An 18,864-nucleotide genomic window follows, 5' to 3' on the forward strand; every position below is an offset into this window, starting at 1 on the left:
GATTTCGCCCGAGGTGTGCCGGTTACACTCGCCCGGCTGTACGAAAGATGATGTTGACGGGGTGAGTTCTTTCCGATGACCGACGCCAGCACGACCCAGCAGCTCACGACCGATGTCGAGGACGCCAAGGGCCACGGCAAGCACCGCGGTCCGGTCTCCTCCCGGGACGGCGAGACGGCCCCCAGCGGCCGGCACCGCAAGACGGGTGAGGAGCAGACCGAAGTGGCGGCCTGACAGCGCGGAGAGCGAAGCGCGCGGCCCCGTCCTTTCAGGAGGACGGGGCCGTTCCGCATCCCGGTCCGGTCGGCGGGCCGCCCGCTCAGTCGTGGTCGACGACCGTGTCGGCCAGCACGGGCGCGTCCTCACGCTCCACAGCGCTCACCACCACCCGCACCCTGCCCGCCCCCGACGTCGAACCCGACGCCGACGCCGACCCCCACGACGGCGACGGCGACGGCAGAGACGGCGACAGCGACCGTGGCAGGGATGGTGACGGCCACATGCGTACGCACAGGGTCTCCCCCGGGTACACCACCCCGGCGAAGCGCGTGCCGTAGGAGCGCACCCGGGTCACGTCCCCGTCGAGCAGCGTGTCGACGACCGCCTTCAGGGCCATGCCGTAGGTGCACAGGCCGTGCAGGACCGGCCGGTCGAACCCGGCGGCCCGCGCGAAGGCGGGATCGGCGTGCAGCGGGTTGCGGTCGCCGGTCAGGCGGTACAGCAGGGCCTGGTCCTCGCGTACCGGCCGCTCCACGGTGCGCAGCGGGTCGCCCGCGGGCGCCTCCGGCCGGGCGGCGGGGCCGCGGTCGCCGCCCCAGCCGCCCTCTCCCCGTACGAAGATCCGCGCCTCCTCTGTCCACAGCGGTCCGCCGGGGTCGGTGGCCTCGGTGCGCAGGACGAGGACGGCCGCCGTTCCCTTGTCGTGGACGGCGGTGATCCGGCTGGTGGCGGTGGCGGTGCCCGCGGCGGGCAGCGAGCGGTGCACGGTCAGCGACTGGCCGCCGTGCAGCACGCGGGCGAGGTCGACGTCGATGCCGGGCATGGACAGGGCGCCGATCACGCCGGGTGCGCCGCCGCCGGCGACGGTGGCGAAACTGGGCAGGACGTGCAGCCGGGTCTCCAGTGTGTAGCGCAGTTCGCCGGGGTCGGTCGCGGGGACGCCCGCGCCGAGGCCGAGGTGGTAGAGCTGCACGTCCCGGGGCGTCCAGGAGATCTCACGGGTGCGGGGTGCGGCCGCGAGGGCGCGGGCTGCGTCGATGGGCATGCCTCTCTGTACACCCGGGGCTCCCGGCCCGCGAAGTTCCTGACGGGGAATCAGTTGCGGGGGTGGCGGCGCCGGTGTCGCCGTGACATTCGTCCTGCCCGGGGTGGTGCGGACGTCCCGTCCGAGTCCGTACAAGCGCATCTGCCGCAGGCCCGGCCCGGGTCCGTAGCGTCGCTGTCATGACACAGACACGAAGTGCCCTGTCCTTCAGGGGGATGGCCAAGGTCTACGGTGCGGTACGTGCCGTAGACGGCATCGATCTCGACATCATGCGCGGCGAGACGGTGGCCCTCCTTGGCCTCCCCCAAGCTCCAAAGAGCAGGGGGCACCCCCATCGACGCAGGCAAGTCGACGGCGATCTCGCTGCTGCTGGGGCTGAGCGCGCCCGACGCGGGCTCGGTGGAGCTGTTCGGCGCGCCGCCCGAGCAGGCGGTGCGGGCCGGGCTGGTCGGGCTGGTCGGGCTGGTCGGGCTGGTCGGGCTGGTCGGGGCGATGCTCCAGGAGGGGCGGGCGGTGCCGCGGGTCACGGTCGGCGAACTGGTGGGCTTCGTGGCGGGCCGCTACCCCGATCCGCTGCCCGCCGCACCGACGACCCGGACGCGACGGTGGTCGCCCTGGCCGGGCTGGGTGCGATCCGCGGTCTGGAGGTCGCCCCGGCCTCGCTGGACGAGGCGTTCCTGGCACTGACCACAGCCGCGGCCGACGGCGACGGCGACGCTGCGCACGAACGGGAGACGGTCTGATGTGGGACTACGTGCGCCTGGAGGTGCGCCGCACGCTGCGTGACACCGGGTTCGTGATCGGCGGGGTCGCCGTCCCGGTGATGATGTACCTGCTGTTCACCAACATCGGCGAGGACGGCGACCGGGCCTGGCGGACGGCCGCCATGGTGGGCATGGGCCGCCTACGGCGCGGTCGGTTCCGCGCTCAACACCGGCGGCGGGGTCGCCGAGGACCGCGCACTGGGCTGGCTGCGGCAGCTCAGGGTGACGCCGATGCCCCCGCACGAGGTGGTCGTCGGCCGGGCGCTGAGCGCGGCGGTGACGGTGCTGCCCGCCGTCTGCGCGGTGCTGCTGGCGGGCGGCCTGGTCAACGGCGTACGTCTGGGGGTGTGGCAGTGGGTGCTGACGGCGCTGCTGCTGTGGCTGGGCTCGATCCCGTTCACGCTGCTGGGTCTGGGCAACGGCTACGGGCTGACCTCGCGGACCACGGCCGGGGCGAACATCGTGTGCAACCTGGGGCTCGCGGTGCTCGGGAGCCTGTGGTTCCCGGCCGGCCTCTTCCCGCGCCGGCTGCGCTCGGTGTCGGCGTACACGCCGACGAACCGGTTCGCGCAGGTCGGCGTCGCGATCACCGAGGGGCATGCCCGGCCATGAGTGCCCTCCTCGTGCTGGCGGGCCGGCTCGTCGCGTTCGGTTCGTACGCTGTGCTGTCGTACCGCCGCAACGCGGGAACCGTCTGATCGGGGGAACGGAATGAAGTGGGCGCGCAGTGTCTCGTGCCGGGTGGAGTCGTGGCGCGAGGCCGTCGGGGAGGCGCGGGAGGCGCAGCGTCTCTGGAAGGAGAACAAGGAGCAGCTGAAGGCCGACTGGAAGGCCGCGCAGAAGGCCGGGCGGGTACCCGAGAACCCGGGGCCGCCGCCCACCGGCTTCGCCCTGCTGCCGTGGCTGCTGATGGGGCTGGGTTCGCTCTCCAACATCTTCCAGGGCAGGACCCCGAACCCGTGGATCGGCGGCCTGGGCCTGCTCGTCTTCAACTCGCTGTACATCTACGTCGTCTTCAACGCCTTCGACAGGAAGCGGCGGGAGGCGACCGCGACACGGGCGGCTCTGCTGCTGATGGGCCTGGTCACCACCGCGCTGGGCCTCGGCTACGGCGGCAACTGGCTGCTGTTCTTCCCGCTGCTGGGGCTGGCGACCGGTTCGATCATGCGGGGCCCCTGGCTGGGGCGGACGGGCATGTCGCTGGCGGTGTTCTCCGGCTTCGTCGCCGCCTTCCACGAGGGCTGGGACGGCGTCAACATCGCCTACGCCACGTTCCTGTCGACCATGGTGACGGCCGCGATACTGAGTCTGAGCGAGGCCGTACGGGAGCTGCGGGCGGCCCGTGAGGAACTGGCCCGGCGGGCGGTGGAGGAGGAGCGGCTGCGGTTCTCCCGCGACCTGCACGACCTGCTGGGGCACACCCTGTCGGTGATCGTGGTGAAGTCCGAGGCGGCCCGGCGCCTGGCTCCCCGGGACATGGACGCCGCGCTGACGCAGGTGTCCGACATCGAGGCGGTCGGCCGGCAGGCGCTCACCGAGATCCGCGAGGCGGTCACGGGCTACCGTGAGGGCAGTCTGAGCACTGAGCTGGACCGGGCGCGTTCGGCGCTGACCGCCGCCGGCATCGAACCCGTCGTACGCCGCTCGGGACCGCCCCTGACCCCGCAGACGGAGGCGCTGCTGGGCTGGGTGGTGCGCGAGGCGGTGACGAACGCGGTCCGCTACAGCGCCGCGGACCGCTGCGAGATCACGGTCTCCGGCGCGGCCGAACACGTACGCCTCACGGTCGCGGACAACGGTTCCGGCCCACCGGCCGCCCCCGCCCGGCCGGCCGCGCCCGGCATCGGCGGGACCGGCCTGAAGGGCCTGACCGAACGCCTCTCGGCAGCCGGCGGCTCCCTGCGGGCCGGCCCGTCACCGCGCGGCGGCTTCACGGTCACCGCGCAACTCCCCACCAGCACGGAGGACCTGACTGCCGCGGCTCTGGCCGCCGCCACGACGGGCGGCGGGGGCACGCCTGAGGGGTGAGGGGCGGCCACCGACGGAGGAGGAGGCCAGCGTCCGTTGGCCAGCTGGGGTTTGCCCACCAACGTTGGCCCAGGGCCAGGGGCGGGCCAATACCCGTTGGCCAACCGGCGTTTGCCGACGTCGGTTGACCACGGGCGTCAGCCAACCGACGTTTGCCTACTGACGTTTGCCTACCGATGTTTGCCTACTGACGTTTGCCTACTGACGTTTGCCTACTGACGTTTGCCAACTAGCGTTGGCCCACGGACGGTGGCCAACCAACGGTGGCTAACAGACGGCGGCCAAAGGACGTTGACCAACCGACGTCGACAAACCGACCTCGACAAACCGACGTCGGCAAACGCGCTGCGGTCAACGGACGTGGACTCAATACGCTTGGCACGTGAACGAGATGCCTCGGGACCACCGGCCCGCCAAGTCCGTCCGCGTCCTGCTCGCGGAGGACCAGGGAATGATGCGGGGCGCGCTCGCCCTGTTGCTCGGTATGGAGGAGGACATGGAAGTCGTCGCCCAGGTGGCGGCGGGGGACGCCATCGTGGACGCCGTGCTGGCCCACCGTCCCGACGTGGCCCTGCTGGACATCGAACTGCCCGGCAGGAGCGGGCTCGACGCCGCCGCCGAGCTGCGCGAGCAGGCGCCCGGCTGCCGGGTGCTCATCCTGACCACCTTCGGCAGGCCCGGCTATCTGCGCCGGGCGATGGAGGCGGGCGCGGCGGGGTTCCTCGTCAAGGACGGGCCGGTGGAGGAGCTGGCCGCCGCGATCCGGCGGGTGCTGGCGGGCGAGACGGTGGTCGACCCGGCGCTCGCCGCCGCAGCCCTCAGCGCCGGTCCGAGCCCGCTCACGGCCCGCGAGTGCGACGTGCTGAAGGCGTCCGTGGACGGAGCGACGGTCGCTGACATCGCCCTGAAACTGCACCTGTCGGAGTCCACCGTCCGCAACTACCTCTCCTCGGCCATCGGCAAGACCGGCACCCGCAACCGCATGGAGGCGATGCGCGAGGCCCGGCAGCAAGGGTGGCTGTAGAGGGACGAGGGCGGGGACGGGACGGGGACGGGGACGGGGACGGAGTCAGGTCCCGGCCTCGGCCCCGAACTCGGCCCCGCCCTCGGCACCCGCGCCCCCACCTGCATCCGCACCCGCACCCGCACCCGCCGGCTCCTTGCGGAACAGCGCCGTCCACAGGAAGTCCTCCCCGAAGCACGGCGATCCGTCCCCCTCGTCGCGCATCCGGCGCAGCTCCACCTCCCCCAGCCCGGAGAAGATCCGGCGCAGTGACGTGGGGGTGTAGGCGAGTCCGCCGTGCAGCCGGGAGGTGCGGTACAGCTCGGCGTCGGACAGTTCCGAGCCCATGGCGCCCGCGGCGAAGCAGGTGAGGGCGAACCGTCCGCCGGGGGCCAGGACCCGCTCCAGCAGGGTGAGGTAGCTGATCCGGCGGTGCGGCGGCAGGTGGTGGAAGCAGCCGGAGTCGTAGACCAGGTCGTAGGACCCGGTGAGCCGGTCCCCGGCCGCCCCGAAGGCGTCCCCGCACAGGAACCGCACCTCGGCACCGGCCTCCCGCGCCCGTTCCCTCCCCCAGGCCACGGCGGCGGGCGAGAGGTCCACGGCGTCCACTTCGAAGCCCCGGGTGGCGAGGTGCACCGCGTTGCGGCCCGGCCCGCACCCCAGGTCCAGGGCGCGGCGCCCGCCGATCATCCCCTTGTCCAACCACTCCACCAGGTTCTCGTCCGGCCGGGCGGCGAAGAACGGCACCGGCCGGGCCCGGTCGGCGTAGAAGCCGTCCCACCAGTCGGCCGCGCCGTCCGTCCACCGGTCGGCGTCCGGTGCGAACAGCCCGTCCAGCAGCCGCAGTACGTCGTCCACGGTACGGATGTCCCGGTCCATGCGGTTCCCCTCTCGCCGGGCCCTGCGCCGGGCCCGTTTTGGTGGCGCGCGCGACAGTAGCGGCGTACGCCGGGAAAGGCGAGGTCAGAAGGGGTTCGTCGGGTGTTCGACGCGGTCCGCGGAGGGCCTGTGCCGGGCGGCGTGGGGCCGGGGCGGAGGCCGTGGGAGAACATGTCGCCGGCGCGGGGAAGTCGCGCCCGGGGGCGCGCCGAGGGCCTGCGCGGCACCGGCCAGAGCCGCCCCGGGCCCTCTTTCTCCCCACAGCCGCCCAGCCCTCGACCCTCTGCCCTCGGCCGCTCAGCCCTCAGCCGCCCAGCCCTCGACCCTCGGCCGCTCAGCCCTCAGCCGCCCAGCCCTCGACCCTCTGCCCTCGGCCGCTCAGCCCTCAGCCGCCCAGCCCTCGACCCTCGGCCCTCGGCCGCTCAGCCCTCAGCCGCCCAGCTCTCGACCCTCGGCCCTCGGCCGCTCAGCCCGCCGCCCGCTTCTCGAGCGCCCGTCCAGCACTGCGCGGCAGCCATGCCAGCATCAGCACGGCTCCGCCGAGCAGAACCGCCGTTCCGGTGCGGAAGACCAGGGCGTAGCCGTCCGTCAGGCCCACCGGTGTGGTGCGTCCCGCCGTGCGCGACGCGGCGAGGGTGGACATGACCGCGAGGCCGAGCGAACCGCCCATCGTGCGCGAGGTGTTGATGAGCCCGGAGACGAGCCCGGCGTCGCCGGGGGCGGCCCCGGAGGTGGCCAGCGCGGCCAGCGGCGTGCCGGCCAGGCCCGCGCCGAGCATCATCAGGATGCCGGGGAACATGATCGCCGTCAGGTAGGCACTGTCCGCGCGCATCGCCGACTGCCAGCCGAACCCGGCCGCCGCCACCAGCGTGCCCAGTACGGCGACGTTGCGCGCGCCCGCCGCCCGCATGAGGCGCGGCGCGATCTTGGAGCCGAGGACGACGGCGAGGGAGCTGGGGACGAGGGCCAGTCCGGCGTCCAGCGGGGAGTAGCCGAGGACGTTCTGCGCGTAGAGCGTCATGAAGAACCACATGCAGAACATCGCCGAGCCGGAGACGAGCATCGCCGCGTTCGCGGACGCCACCGAGCGCACGCGCAGCAGGGCGAGCGGCATCAGCGGGGCGGCGGTGCGCGCCTCCACCGCGAGGAAGGCGGCGACGAGGGCGAGTCCGCCGAGCAGCGGGGTCAGGGTGGCCGCGGCGGTCCAGCCCTGGGCCTCGGTCTGCGAGATGCCGTAGGCGAGGGTGGCCAGGCCCGCCGTGACCAGCAGCGCGCCCGGCAGGTCGAGCCGCCTGCGGTCGCCCGCACGGCTCTCGGTCAGCCAGCACGCCGAGCCCGCCAGGACGACGGCGCCGATCGGCACGTTGATCAGCAGCACCCATCGCCACGACAGTCCCTGCACGAGGATCCCGCCGACCAGGCCGCCGGCCGCGCCACCGCCCGCGCCGACCGCCGTCCAGGTGGCTATGGCCCGGGCCCGGGCGGCGCCCTCGGGCACGGCGGCGGTGAGCAGGGTCAGGGTGGAGGGGGCGAGCACCGCCGCGCCGAGGCCCTGCACGGCCCGCGCGAGCAGCAGCTGCCAGCCTTCCTGGGCGAGACCGCCACCGAGCGAGGCGAGGGTGAACAGGCCGAGCCCGACCAGGAACATCCGCTTGCGCCCGTAGAGGTCGCCGGCCCGGCCGCCGAGCAGCATGAACCCGGCGAACGCGATGGCGTAGGCGTTCACCACCCATTGCAGGCCCGGGCCGCTGAGTCCGAGGTCGGTGCGCATCGAGGGCAGGGCGACGTTGACGACGGACACGTCGAGGACGACCAGGAACTGCCCGGCGCAGGCGAGGGCGACGACGAGCCAGGTGGGCGGGGCGGGGGATCGGCGGCGGGTGGCCTGGGTGCGGCCGGCGGCGGCTTCGAGCATGAGTGTCATGGTCTCAAGCCACCCGTGCCCCTTGCATCGGGATTTCGCGCCAGGCCGCCTGGTCCCGGAGACCTACGTCTTCCGCACCCCCCGCCCCCCTCGGGCGCTGCCTCCCCGCCACTTCACCTGACGTCCAGTCAGATTCTTTCGGAACGGTCAAGAATTCGTTAGTACGCCAAAGCATCGGAATAGGTGCCTGGGCGTACGAGGTTTACCCGGCACTTACTTCGCACGGATGACCGCCGATCCCTCTTCTCAAGGCCTGGAGGCCGCCCTCAATGACGCTCACGACGACCAGCCGGCCCACCCGGAGCGCGAGCGGGGCCGTCGTCCCGGTGCTCGCCTTCGCGGGCATCGTTGTCGCGGTGATGCAGACCCTGCTCGTCCCGGTCATCAAGGACCTGCCGCAGCTGCTGGGCACCTCTCCCAGCAACGCCACCTGGGTCCTGACCTCCACTCTTCTCTCGGGCGCCGTGGCCACGCCGATCATGGGCCGCCTCGGCGACCTCTACGGCAAGCGCCGGATGCTCATAGCCAGCCTCGCCGTCATGGTCGTGGGCGCGCTCGTCAGCGCGTTCACGAGTGCGCTGCTCACCATGATCGTCGGCCGCACCCTCCAGGGCTTCGCCATGGGCGCGATCCCGCTCGGCATCGGCCTGATGCGCGACATGCTGCCCCGCGAGAAGCTAGGCTCGGCGATGGCCCTGATGAGTTCCTCGATCGGCGTCGGCGGCGGACTCGCGCTGCCCGCCGCCGCCCTGGTCGCCCAGCACACCGACTGGCACGCCCTCTTCTACGGCGCCGCCGGGCTCGGCGTCCTCTCCATCGCCCTCACCCTCCTCACCGTCCCCGAGTCCCCCATGCGCGCCGAGGGCTCCTTCGACCTGCCGGGCGCGCTCGGCCTGTCCGCCGGACTGGTGCTGTTCCTGCTGCCGATCACCAAGGGCAGCGACTGGGGCTGGTCGTCGGGCACCACGCTCGGCCTGTTCGCCGCCGCGCTCGTCGTCCTGCTGCTGTGGGGCCTGATGGAGCTGCGCAGCAAGGCCCCGCTGGTCGACCTGCGCACCACGGCCCGCCGCGAGGTGCTGCTGACCAACCTCGCCTCGATCATGGTCGGCGTCGCCTTCTACGTCGTCTCCCTCGTCCTGCCCCAGCTGCTCCAGCTGCCCGCCGCCACCGGCTACGGCCTCGGCCAGTCGATGGTCGTCGCCGGACTGTGCGTGGCCCCGCTGGGCCTGACGATGATGTTCACCGCGCCGGTCTACGCCCGCCTGTCCGCCCGCTACGGCCCCAAGGTCACCCTGATCACCGGCCTGCTCATCATCGCGATCGGCTACGGCGGCGGCCTCGGCCTGATGAGCGCGGCCTGGCAGACGGTGCTCACCTCGGTCCTGCTGGGCGCGGGCATCGGCCTCGCCTACTCCTCGCTGCCCGCGCTGATCGTCGGCGCGGTCCCGGCCTCCGAGACCGGTGCGGCCAACGGCCTCAACACGCTGATGCGGTCCATCGGCACGTCGGTGTCGAGCGCCGTGATCGGCATGGTGCTGGCCAACACCGCCGACCACGTGAACGGCGTCGCCGTCCCGACGATGCACGGCTTCCGGGTCTCCTTCCTGATCGCCACCGCCGCCGTCGCCCTCGGCCTGGTGCTCGCCGTCTTCCTGCCCCGGCCGAACCGTTCGACCGTCCCGCAACTGCGCGCCAGCAGCGAGGAGGACGCCGGCCTGGCGCACGCCGAGGAGGTGCTGCGGGGCTTCCGCGGCCGGGTCCTGGACGCCACCGGCGCCCCGGTCGCCCGCGCCAAGGTCACGCTGATCGACCGGCACGGCCGCCAGGCCGGCGCCACCCTCTCGACGGCGGACGGCAGGTACACCCTCGCGGTCCCGGCCCAGGGCCCCTACGTCCTGGCCGCCCGCGCCTCCGGTCACGGCCCGCACGCCTCCGCGGCGACCCACGCGGGCGACGACCGCCCGGTCGACCTCGACCTGTCCCTGCCGACCGAGACGGTCACCGCCTGACGCACGCCCGGCGCCCCTTCCCCCTCCCTCCCCTTCCCCCGCACCCGCTGTCGCCCGCCCGGCAGCGGGTGCGGCAGCATGGGCGCCCGGAACGCCCGTACGACCGGAAGGACCCGCCGCATGACCGCGGTACCGAAGCCCGACATCCTGGCCGCGTTCGAGGCCGCGAAGGGGTTCATGCCCACGGACGAGGGGCTGGCGCTGTACGCGGCGGCGGTGGCGGCCGGGCGGCTCGGGCTGCCCCTGCTGGAGGTCGGCACGTACTGCGGGCGCTCCACGGTCCTGCTCGCCGACGCCGCCCGGCAGGCCGGGGTCACCGCGCTCACCGTCGACCACCACCGCGGCAGCGAGGAGCAGCAGCCCGGCTGGGAGTACCACGACCCGGAGACGGTCGACCCGGAGATCGGCCTGATGGACACACTGCCCGCCTTCCGGCGCACGCTGCACCGGGCCGGCCTGGAGGAGCACGTGGTGGCGCTCGTCGGACGGTCGCCGCAGGTCGCCGCCGTGTGGAACACCCCGCTCGGGCTCGTCTTCGTCGACGGCGGCCACACCGACGAGCACGCCGGCGCCGACTACGCGGGCTGGGCCCCGCACGTCGCCGTGGGCGGGCTGCTGGTCATCCACGACGTGTTCCCCGACCCGGTGGACGAGTTCACCGGGCAGGCGCCGTACCGCGTGTACCTGCGGGCCCTGGAGTCCGGGGAGTTCGCCGAGGTGTCGGTGACGGGCTCGCTGCGCGTCCTGCGGCGAACCGGCGCGGCCGGCCCGGCCGGCACGGTCCGAGGTTAGAGTCGCAGTCGTGTCGTACGCAGGCCCCGGCTTCGAACCCCCACGTCCCGATCACCCCGGCCGTCCCGGGCGTCCCTGGCGCGCGCGGCGCTGGCCGGCCGTCGTCGCCGCCGCCCTGGTGTGCGGCGGGCTGCTGGGCTGGCTCGGGTACGAGGCGGTGGGCGCCTCGGGAGACGCGGGCGGCGGCTCGCGGCGAGCCGCCGGAGCCGCCCCGTCCTCTTCGTCGTCCCCCTCCTCGACTTCGTCGTCCGCGCCCTCCGGTGACGACGGGAAGCCCGCCGGCGGCGCCCCGGGCTCCCTCCGGGGCAAGGTCGTCGTCATCGACCCGGGCCACAACCCCGGCAACTTCCGGCACACCTCCGAGATCGACCGCAAGGTGAACATCGGCACCAACTGGAAGGAGTGCGACACCACCGGCACCTCCACCGATTCCGGTTACGCCGAGGCCCGGTTCACCCTGGACGTGGCCCACCGGCTGCGCACCCTGCTGGAACGGCAGGGCGCCACGGTGAAGCTGACCCACGACGACGGCTCCCCGGGCTGGGGCCCGTGCGTGGACGAACGCGCCCGGATCGGCAACACCGCACACGCCGACGCGGCGATCTCCATCCACGCCGACGGGTCGGCGGCCGGCAACCGCGGTTTCCACGTGATCCTCCCGGCGGCCGTACACGACGGCGCGGCCGACACCCGCCCGATCGCCGCCGCCTCCCACGACCTCGGCGAACGGGTCGCGGGCACCTTCCCGCGGGCCACCGGGGAGCCGCCCTCCAACTACCTGGGCGACGGCACCGGGCTCGTCACGCGCAAGGACCTGGGGGGTCTCAATCTGTCAACGGTTCCGAAGGTGTTCATCGAGTGCGGCAACATGCGCGACAGGACGGACGCGTCGCTGCTGACCAGCGGAGCCTGGCGGCAGAAGGCTGCGGAGGGAATGTCTGAGGGAATCGTGAGTTTCCTGCGCCAGTCGTGACCGGCGTCCCCATCCCGGCGGACAGGTCCGCCGTACGGGCGATAGTGTCACCCGTACGATCAGGGGCCACCCCCGCGCTTCACGCCAGGACCCGACAACAGCGACCTGGCGACAGCGACGCCTCTACGACGACGAGACGACCTGAAGGACCTGAAGTGAACATCCGCTCCCTCACTCGGGGCGACGGCGTGGTGATCGGAGCAGCGGTGTTGCTGTTCATCGCGTCGTTCCTCCGCATCTACGACACCTACCTCAACCAGAACGCCTGGGACGGTCTCGGCACGGGCCTCGGCGTCTACATGGGCGGGGTGATCGGTGCGGCTCTGGTCGTCGTGCAGCGCTGCCTGCCCCAGCCGCGCAAGGTGGCCGGTCTCGAACTGGGCACGGTGGGCACGGCCTTCACGGTGCTCGTGGCGTGGATCCTGTTCTGGACCCTGGTGGACTCCACCGCCGCGGCTTCGGGCCTGATCCTCGGCTTCATCGCGGCCCTCGTCCTCGCGGGCGCGGCGATCGCCACCCCGCTGGTCCCCGCACTCCAGGCCGCGCTCGTCCCGGCGCCCAAGCCGGTCGCCCCGCACCCCTACGGCGCGCAGCCGCAGGGCGGTTACGGCTACCCCGGGGCCCCGGGTGCTTCACAGTCGCCGTACGGCGGTCAGCCGCAGGCCGGCGCGTCCTTCGGCGGTCAGCCGCAGCCGGGCGGGCCGACTCCGGCCGCGGCCCCGGCCGGCGATGCGCAGCCGGCGCCCGCCTTCTCACCGTTCTGGTTCGCCGTGCCGGCGCCGCGTCCGCTGTTCGCGGAGGACAGCGCGCCGACGCCGATGGCCGAACTGACCCCTGGTGTCTGGTACTTGGCGGTGGAGCAGCGCGGCCAGGGCCTGCTGACCGAGATGCAGGACGGCCGCCGGGGTGTCCTGCGGGACACCTCGAACATCCAGCGCGGCTGACAGCCGACGGCCCCTGCGGCCGCCACGGCTCTGCGGCTCCACGGCCCCTCGTCCTCGCGGACGGGGGGCCGTCGCCGTGCTCGGGACGGGCGAAGGCCGTCAGGAGCCGGACTGGGCGCCGCTCTTCAGCTCGGAGGGCGTGGGCACCTTGTCCTTGACCGGGGCGCCCGCGCTCTTACCGGCGTCCTTCACCTTGCCGATGGTGTCGTTGAAGCTGTTCGCCGCCGAGCCGTCGCCCTTGCGGAGCTTGGCCGGCAGGTCCTTCAGGTTGGCGATGGCCGCGCTGAGCGGTGCGAGCGCCTTCGACAGCGTCGGGTCGCCCTTGGCGTTGCGTTCGGCCGCCTTGAGCCGGTTGTACGTGAACGCGCCGGCCAGGGCGGCCTTGGCGAGGGACGTCTTGCGGTGCTTCGCGCCCTTCTTGAACTTGCCTTCCTTGTACGGTTTCACGATCCACTTGTAGGTCGCGCCGGCCGCGAGGCCCGCGTTCGCCACGAAGCGGGTCTTGGCGAACTTCTGCCGCTCGGCGGAGGTGCTCGGGCTGGGCGTGGCCGCGGCGACCGCGACCGTGGGACTGGTCTGCCTCCCGTCGCCCTGGCCCGTGGCCCACGCGGTGGTGGAGCCGGCGAGCAGGGCGCAGCACAGGGTGAGCGCCACAGCGAGGCGCCGTATCGGTACGGGCACGGTGTCCTCCCGAAAGGTGTTGCTCCGGGTACTCCAGAGGTCCGTGTGAACCACGTCATACAGACCGAAACAGGACACATTCCGTGGGGTGCGGCTGACTTTCCGTAGGCAGCCGGGGTTTCAACCGGGCACGCGCGGCCAGACGCAAGGGCATGTCCCCTCGATATCGCACGGGTTCCGGCTCCGCCGGTACGGTCATCGCGGTGGTCGCCGACATCATGGCCGTCATCCTCGGACTGTGGATCCTCATGTACCTGTTGGACGCGAACCGGGCCAACGACCTGGTGCGGTTCGTCCATCACGCGGCCGACTGGCTCGCCGGCTGGTCCCGTGACCTGTTCACCTTCGACGCGGCCTGGGCACGGGTGGTCGCGGGCTACGGCCTGGCCGCGGTCGTGTACCTCTTCGTCGGTCACGCCATCGCCAACCGCATCCACCGGGGCTGACGACCGGACGGACGACGGGCCGCCGGTCCTCGGTCGCGGCGGTCCGGCCCCGGTCAGTCGTCGCTGCGGTCCGGCTCCGGCGTCAGCCGCAGCAGTCCGGCTCCAGCCCCCTGGGCAGGCCCTCCTGCGCGAAGACCGTGCAGGTGGCCTCGTGGCCGCCGAGCGCGGCGACCGCGAGGAGCAGGGACCCGGCGGTCCACGTGGTCAGCTCGCGCGGCCATACGGCGTCGTCCTCGAAGACGTAGCCCGTCCAGTACAGGCCGCTCTCCGCGTCGCGCAGGTGCTGGATGGACTTCAGGACGTCGAGCGCGCGGTCGGACTCGCCCACCGCCCACAGGGTGAGGGCGAGTTCGGCCGACTCGCCGCCGGTCACCCACGGGTTGGGCACCACGCAGCGCACCCCGAGGCCGGGCACGACGAAGCGGTCCCAGTCCGCCTCGATGCGCGCCTTGGCCTCCACGCCGGTCACGGCGCCGCCCAGCACCGGGTAGTACCAGTCCATCGAGTAGCGGTCCTTGTCCAGGAACCGCTCCGGGTGCCTGCGGATCGCGTGCCGCAGCGCGCCGGCCGCCAGCTCCCAGTCGGGCTGCGGCTCCTCGCGCTGCTCGGCGATGGCGAGGGCGCAGCACAGCGCGTGGTGGACGGAGGAGGAGCCGGTCAGCAGCGCGTCCGTGGTCCCCGTCCCGTCGTCCTCGCGCTTCCAGCCGATCTGTCCGCCGGGCTGCTGCAGGCGCAGCACGAACTCGACGGCGGCGTAGACGACGGGCCACATGCGGTCGAGGAAGGTGTCGTCGCCGGTGGACAGGTAGTGGTGCCAGACACCGACGGCCACGTAGGCGACGAAGTTGGTCTCCCGGCCGCGGTCGGTGACGTCGTCGTGGGCACCGTCGGTGTAGGCGGCGTACCAGGAGCCGTCGCCCAACTGGTGCCGGGCCAGCCACTCGTAGGCGCGTGCGGCGGCCTCGTGCTCGCCCGCCGCGTCCAGCGCCATCGCCGCCTCGGTGTGGTCCCACGGGTCGAGGTGGTGGCCGCGGAACCACGGGACGGCGCCGTCCTCCCGCTGGGCGGCGAGGATGCCGTCCACGGTCGCGGCGGCCTGCTCGGCGGTGAGGACCCCGGGCAGGACCAGGTGTTCTGTCCGGGGCGTGGTCACTTGGCGTCCGCCCGGGGCAGGTGCGGCTTGGTCGCGTACGCCACGAAGCTCTTGCCGATCAGCGGGTTCAGCGCCTGCTCGGCGACCCGGGTGGCCAGCGGTTTCTTCATGATGTCCCAGACCAGCAGCTTGTGGTACGCCTTGACCGGGAGCGCCTGGTCGTTGTCGACGCCGAAGGCGCACTTCAGCCACCAGTACGGCGAGTGCAGCGCGTGCGCGTGGTGCGTGCCGTACGGCTTCAGGCCCGCCTCGCGGATCCTGGCGAGCAGTTCGTCCGCCTTGTAGATGCGGATGTGGCCGCCCTCGACCTCGTGGTAGGCGTCGGACAGGGACCAGCAGACCTTCTCGGGCCCGTAGCGCGGCACGGTGATCGCGATCCGGCCGCCCGGCCTGAGGACGCGGACCATCTCGGCGAGGACGCCCTTGTCGTCGGGGATGTGCTCCATCACCTCGGAGATGATGACCACGTCGAAGGACTCGTCGGGGAAGGGCAGCGCGAGGGCGTCGCCCTCCATGGCGGTGGCGGTGGCGCCGGCGGGTGCCTCACCGGCCTCCTTCATCGCCGCGAACCACTTGGCGACCTCGCGGATCTCCTCGCCGTTCTGGTCCAGGGCCACCACCTGCGCGCCGCGCCGGTAGCACTCGAACGCGTGCCGGCCCGCGCCGCAGCCGAGGTCCAGGACGCGGTCGCCCGGGGCGAGCGGGAACCGGGAGAAGTCGACGGTCAGCACGTGGCCCTGCTTTCGTATGCGTCTTCTGCTGGTGCGTGCGGTGCCGCCGCCGCTGGTGCGTCGTGGGCGGCGGCGGGCGCGGAGGGGTACGGGGACCTGGGCGTGGGGCGGGCGGCGCCCTCGATGGCCTCGCGGTAGCGGGCCACGGTGCCCTCGGCGGCCCGGGCCCAGGTGAAGTGGCGCAGCACGCGCTCGCGCCCGGCCCGGCCGAGCCGGTCCCGCAGCGCGGGGTCCCCCAGCAGCCGGGTCAGGGCGGCGGCCAGCTCGCCCGCGTCGCCCGGCGGCACCGCCAGGCAGGTCTCCCCGTCCCGCCCGGCGACCTCGGGGATGGCGCCGCCGGTCGTGGCGACCAGCGGTGTCCCGGTGGCCATCGCCTCGGCGGCCGGCAGCGAGAAGCCCTCGTAGAGCGACGGCACGCAGGCGACCTCGGCCGAGCGGACCAGGTCGACCAGTTCGGCGTCCGAGATGCCCTTGACGAACTGGACGGCGTCCTTCAGGCCGTAGCGCTCGACGGCCCGGGCGACCGGCCCCTCCGCGGGCTGCTTGCCGACGACGACCAGGTGCGCGCCGGGGTGTTCCGCGCGGACCTTCGCCAGTGCCTCCACGAGGAAGACGAGACCCTTGAGCGGTACGTCCGCGCTGGAGGTGGTCACGATCCGGCCCGGCACCTGCGGCACGGACGGGTCGGGTGAGAACAGGTCGGTGTCGGCGCCGATGTGGACGACGTGGATGCGGTCGGGCCGTACGCCGAGGTGGTCGACGATCTCCTGCCGGGACGTGCCGGAGACGGTGAGCAGGGACGGCAGGCGGCGCGCGACCCGCTTCTGCATCCGGGTGAAGGCGTACCAGCGCCGCACCGACCACTGCCGCTGGCGGGTCGTCGCGGCGTCCAGCTCCAGCTGTCGGTCCACGGTGATGGGGTGGTGGACGGTGGTGACCAGGGGGGCGCCGACGTCGCCGAGGAGGCCGTAGCCGAGGGTCTGGTTGTCGTGGACGACGTCGAACTCGCCGCGGCGGGCGCGCAGGTGGCGGCGGGCGCGCAGCGAGAAGGTCAGCGGCTCGGGGAAGCCGCCGGTCCACATGGTGGCGACCTCCAGCGCGTCGATCCAGTCGCGGTACTCGCCGCGCTTCGGGGTGCGGAAGGGGTCGGGCTGCCGGTAGAGGTCGAGGCTGGGCAGTTCGGTCAGGCGCAGCGTGCCGGCGTGGCCGTCGTCCTCGTCGAGGACGGGGTACGGCTGGGCGCCGATGACCTCGACGCGGTGGCCGAGGCGGGCCAGTTCGCGCGAGAGGTGGCGTACGTAGACGCCCTGGCCGCCGCAGAACGGGTTCCCCTTGTAGGTGAGGAGCGCGATCCTGAGCGCTCGGCCGCCGTCCTGGGCGGGGTCCGCCGGGGACCCGGCCCAACTGGCCTCAGCGGTCACTTAGGGCCCCCTTCTGACTGCACCGTCCCGCGAGATTACGCCGGGACGCTAATCTAGAACAAGTTTCAGACTTGATCGTCTTGATCGTTCAGGAGGGTTCGAATCTACCGGCAGGTAGCCGCGCTGTGAGCCGGGGAGCGGGTGATTCGCGCCACGGCTCGGGCCATGGCCTCGGCCGGGCTCTTCCCTGCGGCCTTGGCCGGGCGCTTCCCTGTTCCGGCCGCGGCCGGGCGCTCCACGGCCGGAGCCCTGCCACGCCGTCCGATCCCCCGCCCCCACCGACTGCCACGGAGCGCGACCCATGCCTGCGCAAGCCAGTACCTCCCGGTCGGACGCGCCGCCGCTCACCGAGCGGCAGGAGGCGCGCCGCCGCCGCATCCTGCGCGCGAGCGCGCAGCTGGCCTGCCGGGGCGGCTTCGACGCGGTGCAGATGCGGGAGGTGGCGGAGTCCTCGCAGGTGGCGCTCGGCACGCTGTACCGGTACTTCCCGTCCAAGGTGCACCTGCTGGTCGCCACGATGCGGGACCAGCTGGAGCGGCTGCACGGCACGCTGCGCAAGCGGCCACCGGCCGGTGACAGCGCGGCCGAGCGGGTGGCGGAGACGCTGATGCGCGCCTTCTTCGCGCTCCAGCGCGAGCCGGAGCTGGCGGACGCGATGGTGCGCGCCCTGACTTTCGCGGACCGCAGCGTGAGCCCCGAGGTCGACCAGGTCTCCCGGCAGACCACGGCGATCATCCTGGACGCGATGGGCCAGGACGACCCGAGCCCCGAGCAGCTCGCCGTCGTCCGGGTCGTCGAGCACACCTGGCTCTCGGCCCTGATCACCTGGCTCTCGGGCCGCGCGTCCATCGCGCAGGTCCAGGTCGACATCGAGACGGTGTGCCGGCTGATCGACCTGACCGGGGGCGAGCGCGAATAGCCGGTATGCCGATGTATGCGCGATCAGTCGGATTTTTCCGGCTTCAGGTATTGCGTCAGGCTGTGCGCGTTCTATTCTGGAAGGGCCTACGAGGCGAGTGAGGGAGTCCGACCGGAGTAGCCGACTTCCGCGAGACGCTACGGCATCCGCTGGGGCCGACGTCGACGGTAGGGCTGAGAGGCCGGAAGGTTCGCAGCAGAACCGGAAGGCGACCCCCATCACCTGATCCGGACCATACCGGCGAAGGGAACCCGTCTCGTAGGTTTTTCGCGCGCCCGCGCCCATGCGGCGGCTGCTATGCAGGGCCCATGGACATGGACCCTCTTGAGCGCCTCCGCGCCGAACACGCCTGCGAACGGCTGATCGTCGACTTCGTCCACCGCCTGGACCTGGGCGATCCTGCCTCCGTGGCCGAGCTGTTCGTCCCGGACGGGGTGTGGCAGTGGCCGCCGCCCGGGGACGGCAGGCGGGTGGAGGGGCGCGACGCCCTGCGGAGGTACTTCGGCTCCCGCCCGGCGGGCCGGCTCTCGCGCCGCGTGATGTCCAACGTCCTCGTCACGGTGGCCTCCGCGGACACGGCGACGGCCACCTCGTACTTCACCACCTACCGCGTCGACGGCCACGCCGCCGCCCACGGCATGGTGCCGCCCGACCCGCCCGTCCAGGTCGGTGACTACGCCGACGTCTTCCGCCGGACCGGCGAGGGTGACTGGCTGCTGGTCTCCCGGACCCTGCGCCTGCCGTTCGGCGGACCCACGCCCGAGCTGTAGCCGCGGGCCCGTGCAGCCGCCCCGCAGCCGCTCCCGGCCCGGCCGGTAGAGTGGCCCGGTCGTTTCACGCCTGTCCGGGGGGAAGCCGGTGCGAATCCGGCGCTGACCCGCAACCGTAGACCGCCCACGTGGCGGCGAGCCGGAATGCCCCGGGCGCGCGCGT

At 73.0% G+C, this 18,864-nt stretch carries 17 protein-coding genes, 2 pseudogenes and 2 riboswitches; of the genes and pseudogenes, 12 read left to right on the top strand and 7 right to left on the bottom strand.

The genetic code is table 11. The annotated features are described in order from the left end of the window. The first annotated feature begins 75 nt into the window (after positions 1–75). Complete coding sequence (locus ACFC02_RS06800; protein WP_376353212.1) at positions 76–234, top strand: hypothetical protein; 159 nt, start codon at positions 76–78, stop codon at positions 232–234. Positions 235–319: 85 nt separating this feature from the next. Here ACFC02_RS06800 and ACFC02_RS06805 read toward each other — a convergent pair whose 3' ends face one another. Beyond that, a complete protein-coding gene (locus tag ACFC02_RS06805) occupies positions 320–1,264 on the bottom strand; it encodes a MaoC/PaaZ C-terminal domain-containing protein (protein ID WP_376353214.1) in 945 nt (314 codons plus the stop codon). A 200-nt stretch (positions 1,265–1,464) separates the two neighbouring features. On the opposite strand from ACFC02_RS06805, the pseudogene ACFC02_RS06810 reads away from it, so the two are divergent. From ACFC02_RS06810 to ACFC02_RS06825, 4 genes and pseudogenes are all read left to right on the top strand, one after another. Then, positions 1,465–1,849 (top strand): annotated as a pseudogene (locus tag ACFC02_RS06810) (hypothetical protein); the annotation flags it as partial. Between the two features lie 157 nt (positions 1,850–2,006). After that, positions 2,007–2,726 (top strand): annotated as a pseudogene (locus ACFC02_RS06815) (ABC transporter permease). 13 nt (positions 2,727–2,739) lie between these two features. After that, positions 2,740–4,056, top strand: coding sequence for a sensor histidine kinase (locus ACFC02_RS06820; RefSeq protein WP_376353218.1), 1,317 nt, complete (start codon positions 2,740–2,742; stop codon positions 4,054–4,056). Between the two features lie 391 nt (positions 4,057–4,447). Then, the gene (locus ACFC02_RS06825) at positions 4,448–5,080 is read left to right on the top strand and encodes a response regulator transcription factor (protein ID WP_360969094.1); all 633 of its coding nucleotides are present in this window, start codon (positions 4,448–4,450) and stop codon (positions 5,078–5,080) included. Positions 5,081–5,125: 45 nt separating this feature from the next. Here the strand turns inward: ACFC02_RS06825 and ACFC02_RS06830 are convergent, their stop codons facing one another. Then, complete coding sequence (locus tag ACFC02_RS06830; protein WP_376353221.1) at positions 5,126–5,938, bottom strand: class I SAM-dependent methyltransferase; 813 nt, start codon at positions 5,936–5,938, stop codon at positions 5,126–5,128. Positions 5,939–6,404: 466 nt separating this feature from the next. Then, on the bottom strand, positions 6,405–7,862 hold the full coding sequence (locus ACFC02_RS06835) for a DHA2 family efflux MFS transporter permease subunit (protein WP_376353223.1): 1,458 nt from the start codon (positions 7,860–7,862) through the stop codon (positions 6,405–6,407). Positions 7,863–8,131: 269 nt separating this feature from the next. Here ACFC02_RS06835 and ACFC02_RS06840 point away from each other — a divergent pair, with 269 nt between their 5' ends. The 4 genes from ACFC02_RS06840 to ACFC02_RS06855 all read left to right on the top strand — a co-directional run bounded on the left by ACFC02_RS06840 (position 8,132) and on the right by ACFC02_RS06855 (position 12,580). Next, the gene (locus ACFC02_RS06840) at positions 8,132–9,871 is read left to right on the top strand and encodes an MFS transporter (RefSeq protein ID WP_376353226.1); all 1,740 of its coding nucleotides are present in this window, start codon (positions 8,132–8,134) and stop codon (positions 9,869–9,871) included. Positions 9,872–9,991: 120 nt separating this feature from the next. Beyond that, the gene (locus ACFC02_RS06845) at positions 9,992–10,663 is read left to right on the top strand and encodes a class I SAM-dependent methyltransferase (protein WP_376353228.1); all 672 of its coding nucleotides are present in this window, start codon (positions 9,992–9,994) and stop codon (positions 10,661–10,663) included. 10 nt (positions 10,664–10,673) lie between these two features. Further along, entirely contained in the window at positions 10,674–11,636 is a 963-nt protein-coding gene (locus tag ACFC02_RS06850) for an N-acetylmuramoyl-L-alanine amidase (protein WP_376353231.1), read from the top strand. 155 nt (positions 11,637–11,791) lie between these two features. Then, a complete protein-coding gene (locus ACFC02_RS06855; protein WP_376353234.1) occupies positions 11,792–12,580 on the top strand; it encodes a hypothetical protein in 789 nt (262 codons plus the stop codon). Between the two features lie 99 nt (positions 12,581–12,679). Here ACFC02_RS06855 and ACFC02_RS06860 read toward each other — a convergent pair whose 3' ends face one another. Then, positions 12,680–13,261: a hypothetical protein gene (locus ACFC02_RS06860; RefSeq protein ID WP_376353237.1), complete on the bottom strand. Its 582-nt coding sequence runs from the start codon at positions 13,259–13,261 to the stop codon at positions 12,680–12,682. Between the two features lie 152 nt (positions 13,262–13,413). Here ACFC02_RS06860 and ACFC02_RS06865 point away from each other — a divergent pair, with 152 nt between their 5' ends. Continuing rightward, positions 13,414–13,707, top strand: a complete 294-nt coding sequence (locus ACFC02_RS06865; protein ID WP_360968659.1) for a hypothetical protein — start codon at positions 13,414–13,416, stop codon at positions 13,705–13,707. A gap of 82 nt (positions 13,708–13,789) precedes the next feature. On the opposite strand, the gene ACFC02_RS06870 is transcribed toward ACFC02_RS06865, so the two are convergent. Genes ACFC02_RS06870 through ACFC02_RS06880 form a run of 3 tightly spaced genes read right to left on the bottom strand, consistent with a single transcriptional unit; the run spans position 13,790 to position 17,012 of the window. Beyond that, positions 13,790–14,860, bottom strand: a complete 1,071-nt coding sequence (locus ACFC02_RS06870) for a prenyltransferase/squalene oxidase repeat-containing protein (protein WP_376353240.1) — start codon at positions 14,858–14,860, stop codon at positions 13,790–13,792. Further along, on the bottom strand, positions 14,857–15,591 hold the full coding sequence (locus tag ACFC02_RS06875; protein ID WP_376353243.1) for a class I SAM-dependent methyltransferase: 735 nt from the start codon (positions 15,589–15,591) through the stop codon (positions 14,857–14,859). Before ACFC02_RS06875 ends, ACFC02_RS06870 begins: the two co-directional genes overlap by 4 nt. Then, positions 15,585–17,012 (bottom strand): glycosyltransferase family 4 protein, encoded by a 1,428-nt coding sequence (locus ACFC02_RS06880; protein ID WP_376353246.1) that lies wholly within the window; start codon positions 17,010–17,012, stop codon positions 15,585–15,587. Before ACFC02_RS06880 ends, ACFC02_RS06875 begins: the two co-directional genes overlap by 7 nt. A 301-nt stretch (positions 17,013–17,313) precedes the next feature. Here ACFC02_RS06880 and ACFC02_RS06885 point away from each other — a divergent pair, with 301 nt between their 5' ends. Together ACFC02_RS06885 and ACFC02_RS06890 are read left to right on the top strand one after the other, a co-directional pair. Next, a complete protein-coding gene (locus ACFC02_RS06885) occupies positions 17,314–17,931 on the top strand; it encodes a TetR family transcriptional regulator (protein ID WP_376353249.1) in 618 nt (205 codons plus the stop codon). An 89-nt stretch (positions 17,932–18,020) separates the two neighbouring features. Next, a riboswitch (TPP riboswitch) is annotated at positions 18,021–18,197 on the top strand. A 48-nt stretch (positions 18,198–18,245) separates the two neighbouring features. Beyond that, positions 18,246–18,701, top strand: coding sequence for a nuclear transport factor 2 family protein (locus ACFC02_RS06890; RefSeq protein ID WP_376353314.1), 456 nt, complete (start codon positions 18,246–18,248; stop codon positions 18,699–18,701). 78 nt (positions 18,702–18,779) lie between these two features. Next, a riboswitch (cobalamin riboswitch) is annotated at positions 18,780–18,851 on the top strand. Positions 18,852–18,864: the final 13 nt, after the last annotated feature.

This window comes from Streptomyces sp. NPDC056160, assembly GCF_042268205.1.
In the GTDB taxonomy this organism is placed as follows: Bacteria; Actinomycetota; Actinomycetes; order Streptomycetales; family Streptomycetaceae; genus Streptomyces.

Excerpts from the sequence above, each read along its gene's own strand:
- ACFC02_RS06800 (WP_376353212.1), top strand. The coding sequence starts at position 76 with ATGACCGACGCCAGCACGACCCAGCAGCTCACGACCGATGTCGAGGAC.
- ACFC02_RS06805 (WP_376353214.1), bottom strand. The coding sequence starts at position 1,264 with ATGCCCATCGACGCAGCCCGCGCCCTCGCGGCCGCACCCCGCACCCGT.
- ACFC02_RS06820 (WP_376353218.1), top strand. The coding sequence starts at position 2,740 with ATGAAGTGGGCGCGCAGTGTCTCGTGCCGGGTGGAGTCGTGGCGCGAG.
- ACFC02_RS06825 (WP_360969094.1), top strand. The coding sequence starts at position 4,448 with ATGCCTCGGGACCACCGGCCCGCCAAGTCCGTCCGCGTCCTGCTCGCG.
- ACFC02_RS06830 (WP_376353221.1), bottom strand. The coding sequence starts at position 5,938 with ATGGACCGGGACATCCGTACCGTGGACGACGTACTGCGGCTGCTGGAC.
- ACFC02_RS06835 (WP_376353223.1), bottom strand. The coding sequence starts at position 7,862 with ATGACACTCATGCTCGAAGCCGCCGCCGGCCGCACCCAGGCCACCCGC.
- ACFC02_RS06840 (WP_376353226.1), top strand. The coding sequence starts at position 8,132 with ATGACGCTCACGACGACCAGCCGGCCCACCCGGAGCGCGAGCGGGGCC.
- ACFC02_RS06845 (WP_376353228.1), top strand. The coding sequence starts at position 9,992 with ATGACCGCGGTACCGAAGCCCGACATCCTGGCCGCGTTCGAGGCCGCG.
- ACFC02_RS06865 (WP_360968659.1), top strand. The coding sequence starts at position 13,414 with ATGTCCCCTCGATATCGCACGGGTTCCGGCTCCGCCGGTACGGTCATC.
- ACFC02_RS06885 (WP_376353249.1), top strand. The coding sequence starts at position 17,314 with ATGCCTGCGCAAGCCAGTACCTCCCGGTCGGACGCGCCGCCGCTCACC.
- ACFC02_RS06890 (WP_376353314.1), top strand. The coding sequence starts at position 18,246 with ATGGACCCTCTTGAGCGCCTCCGCGCCGAACACGCCTGCGAACGGCTG.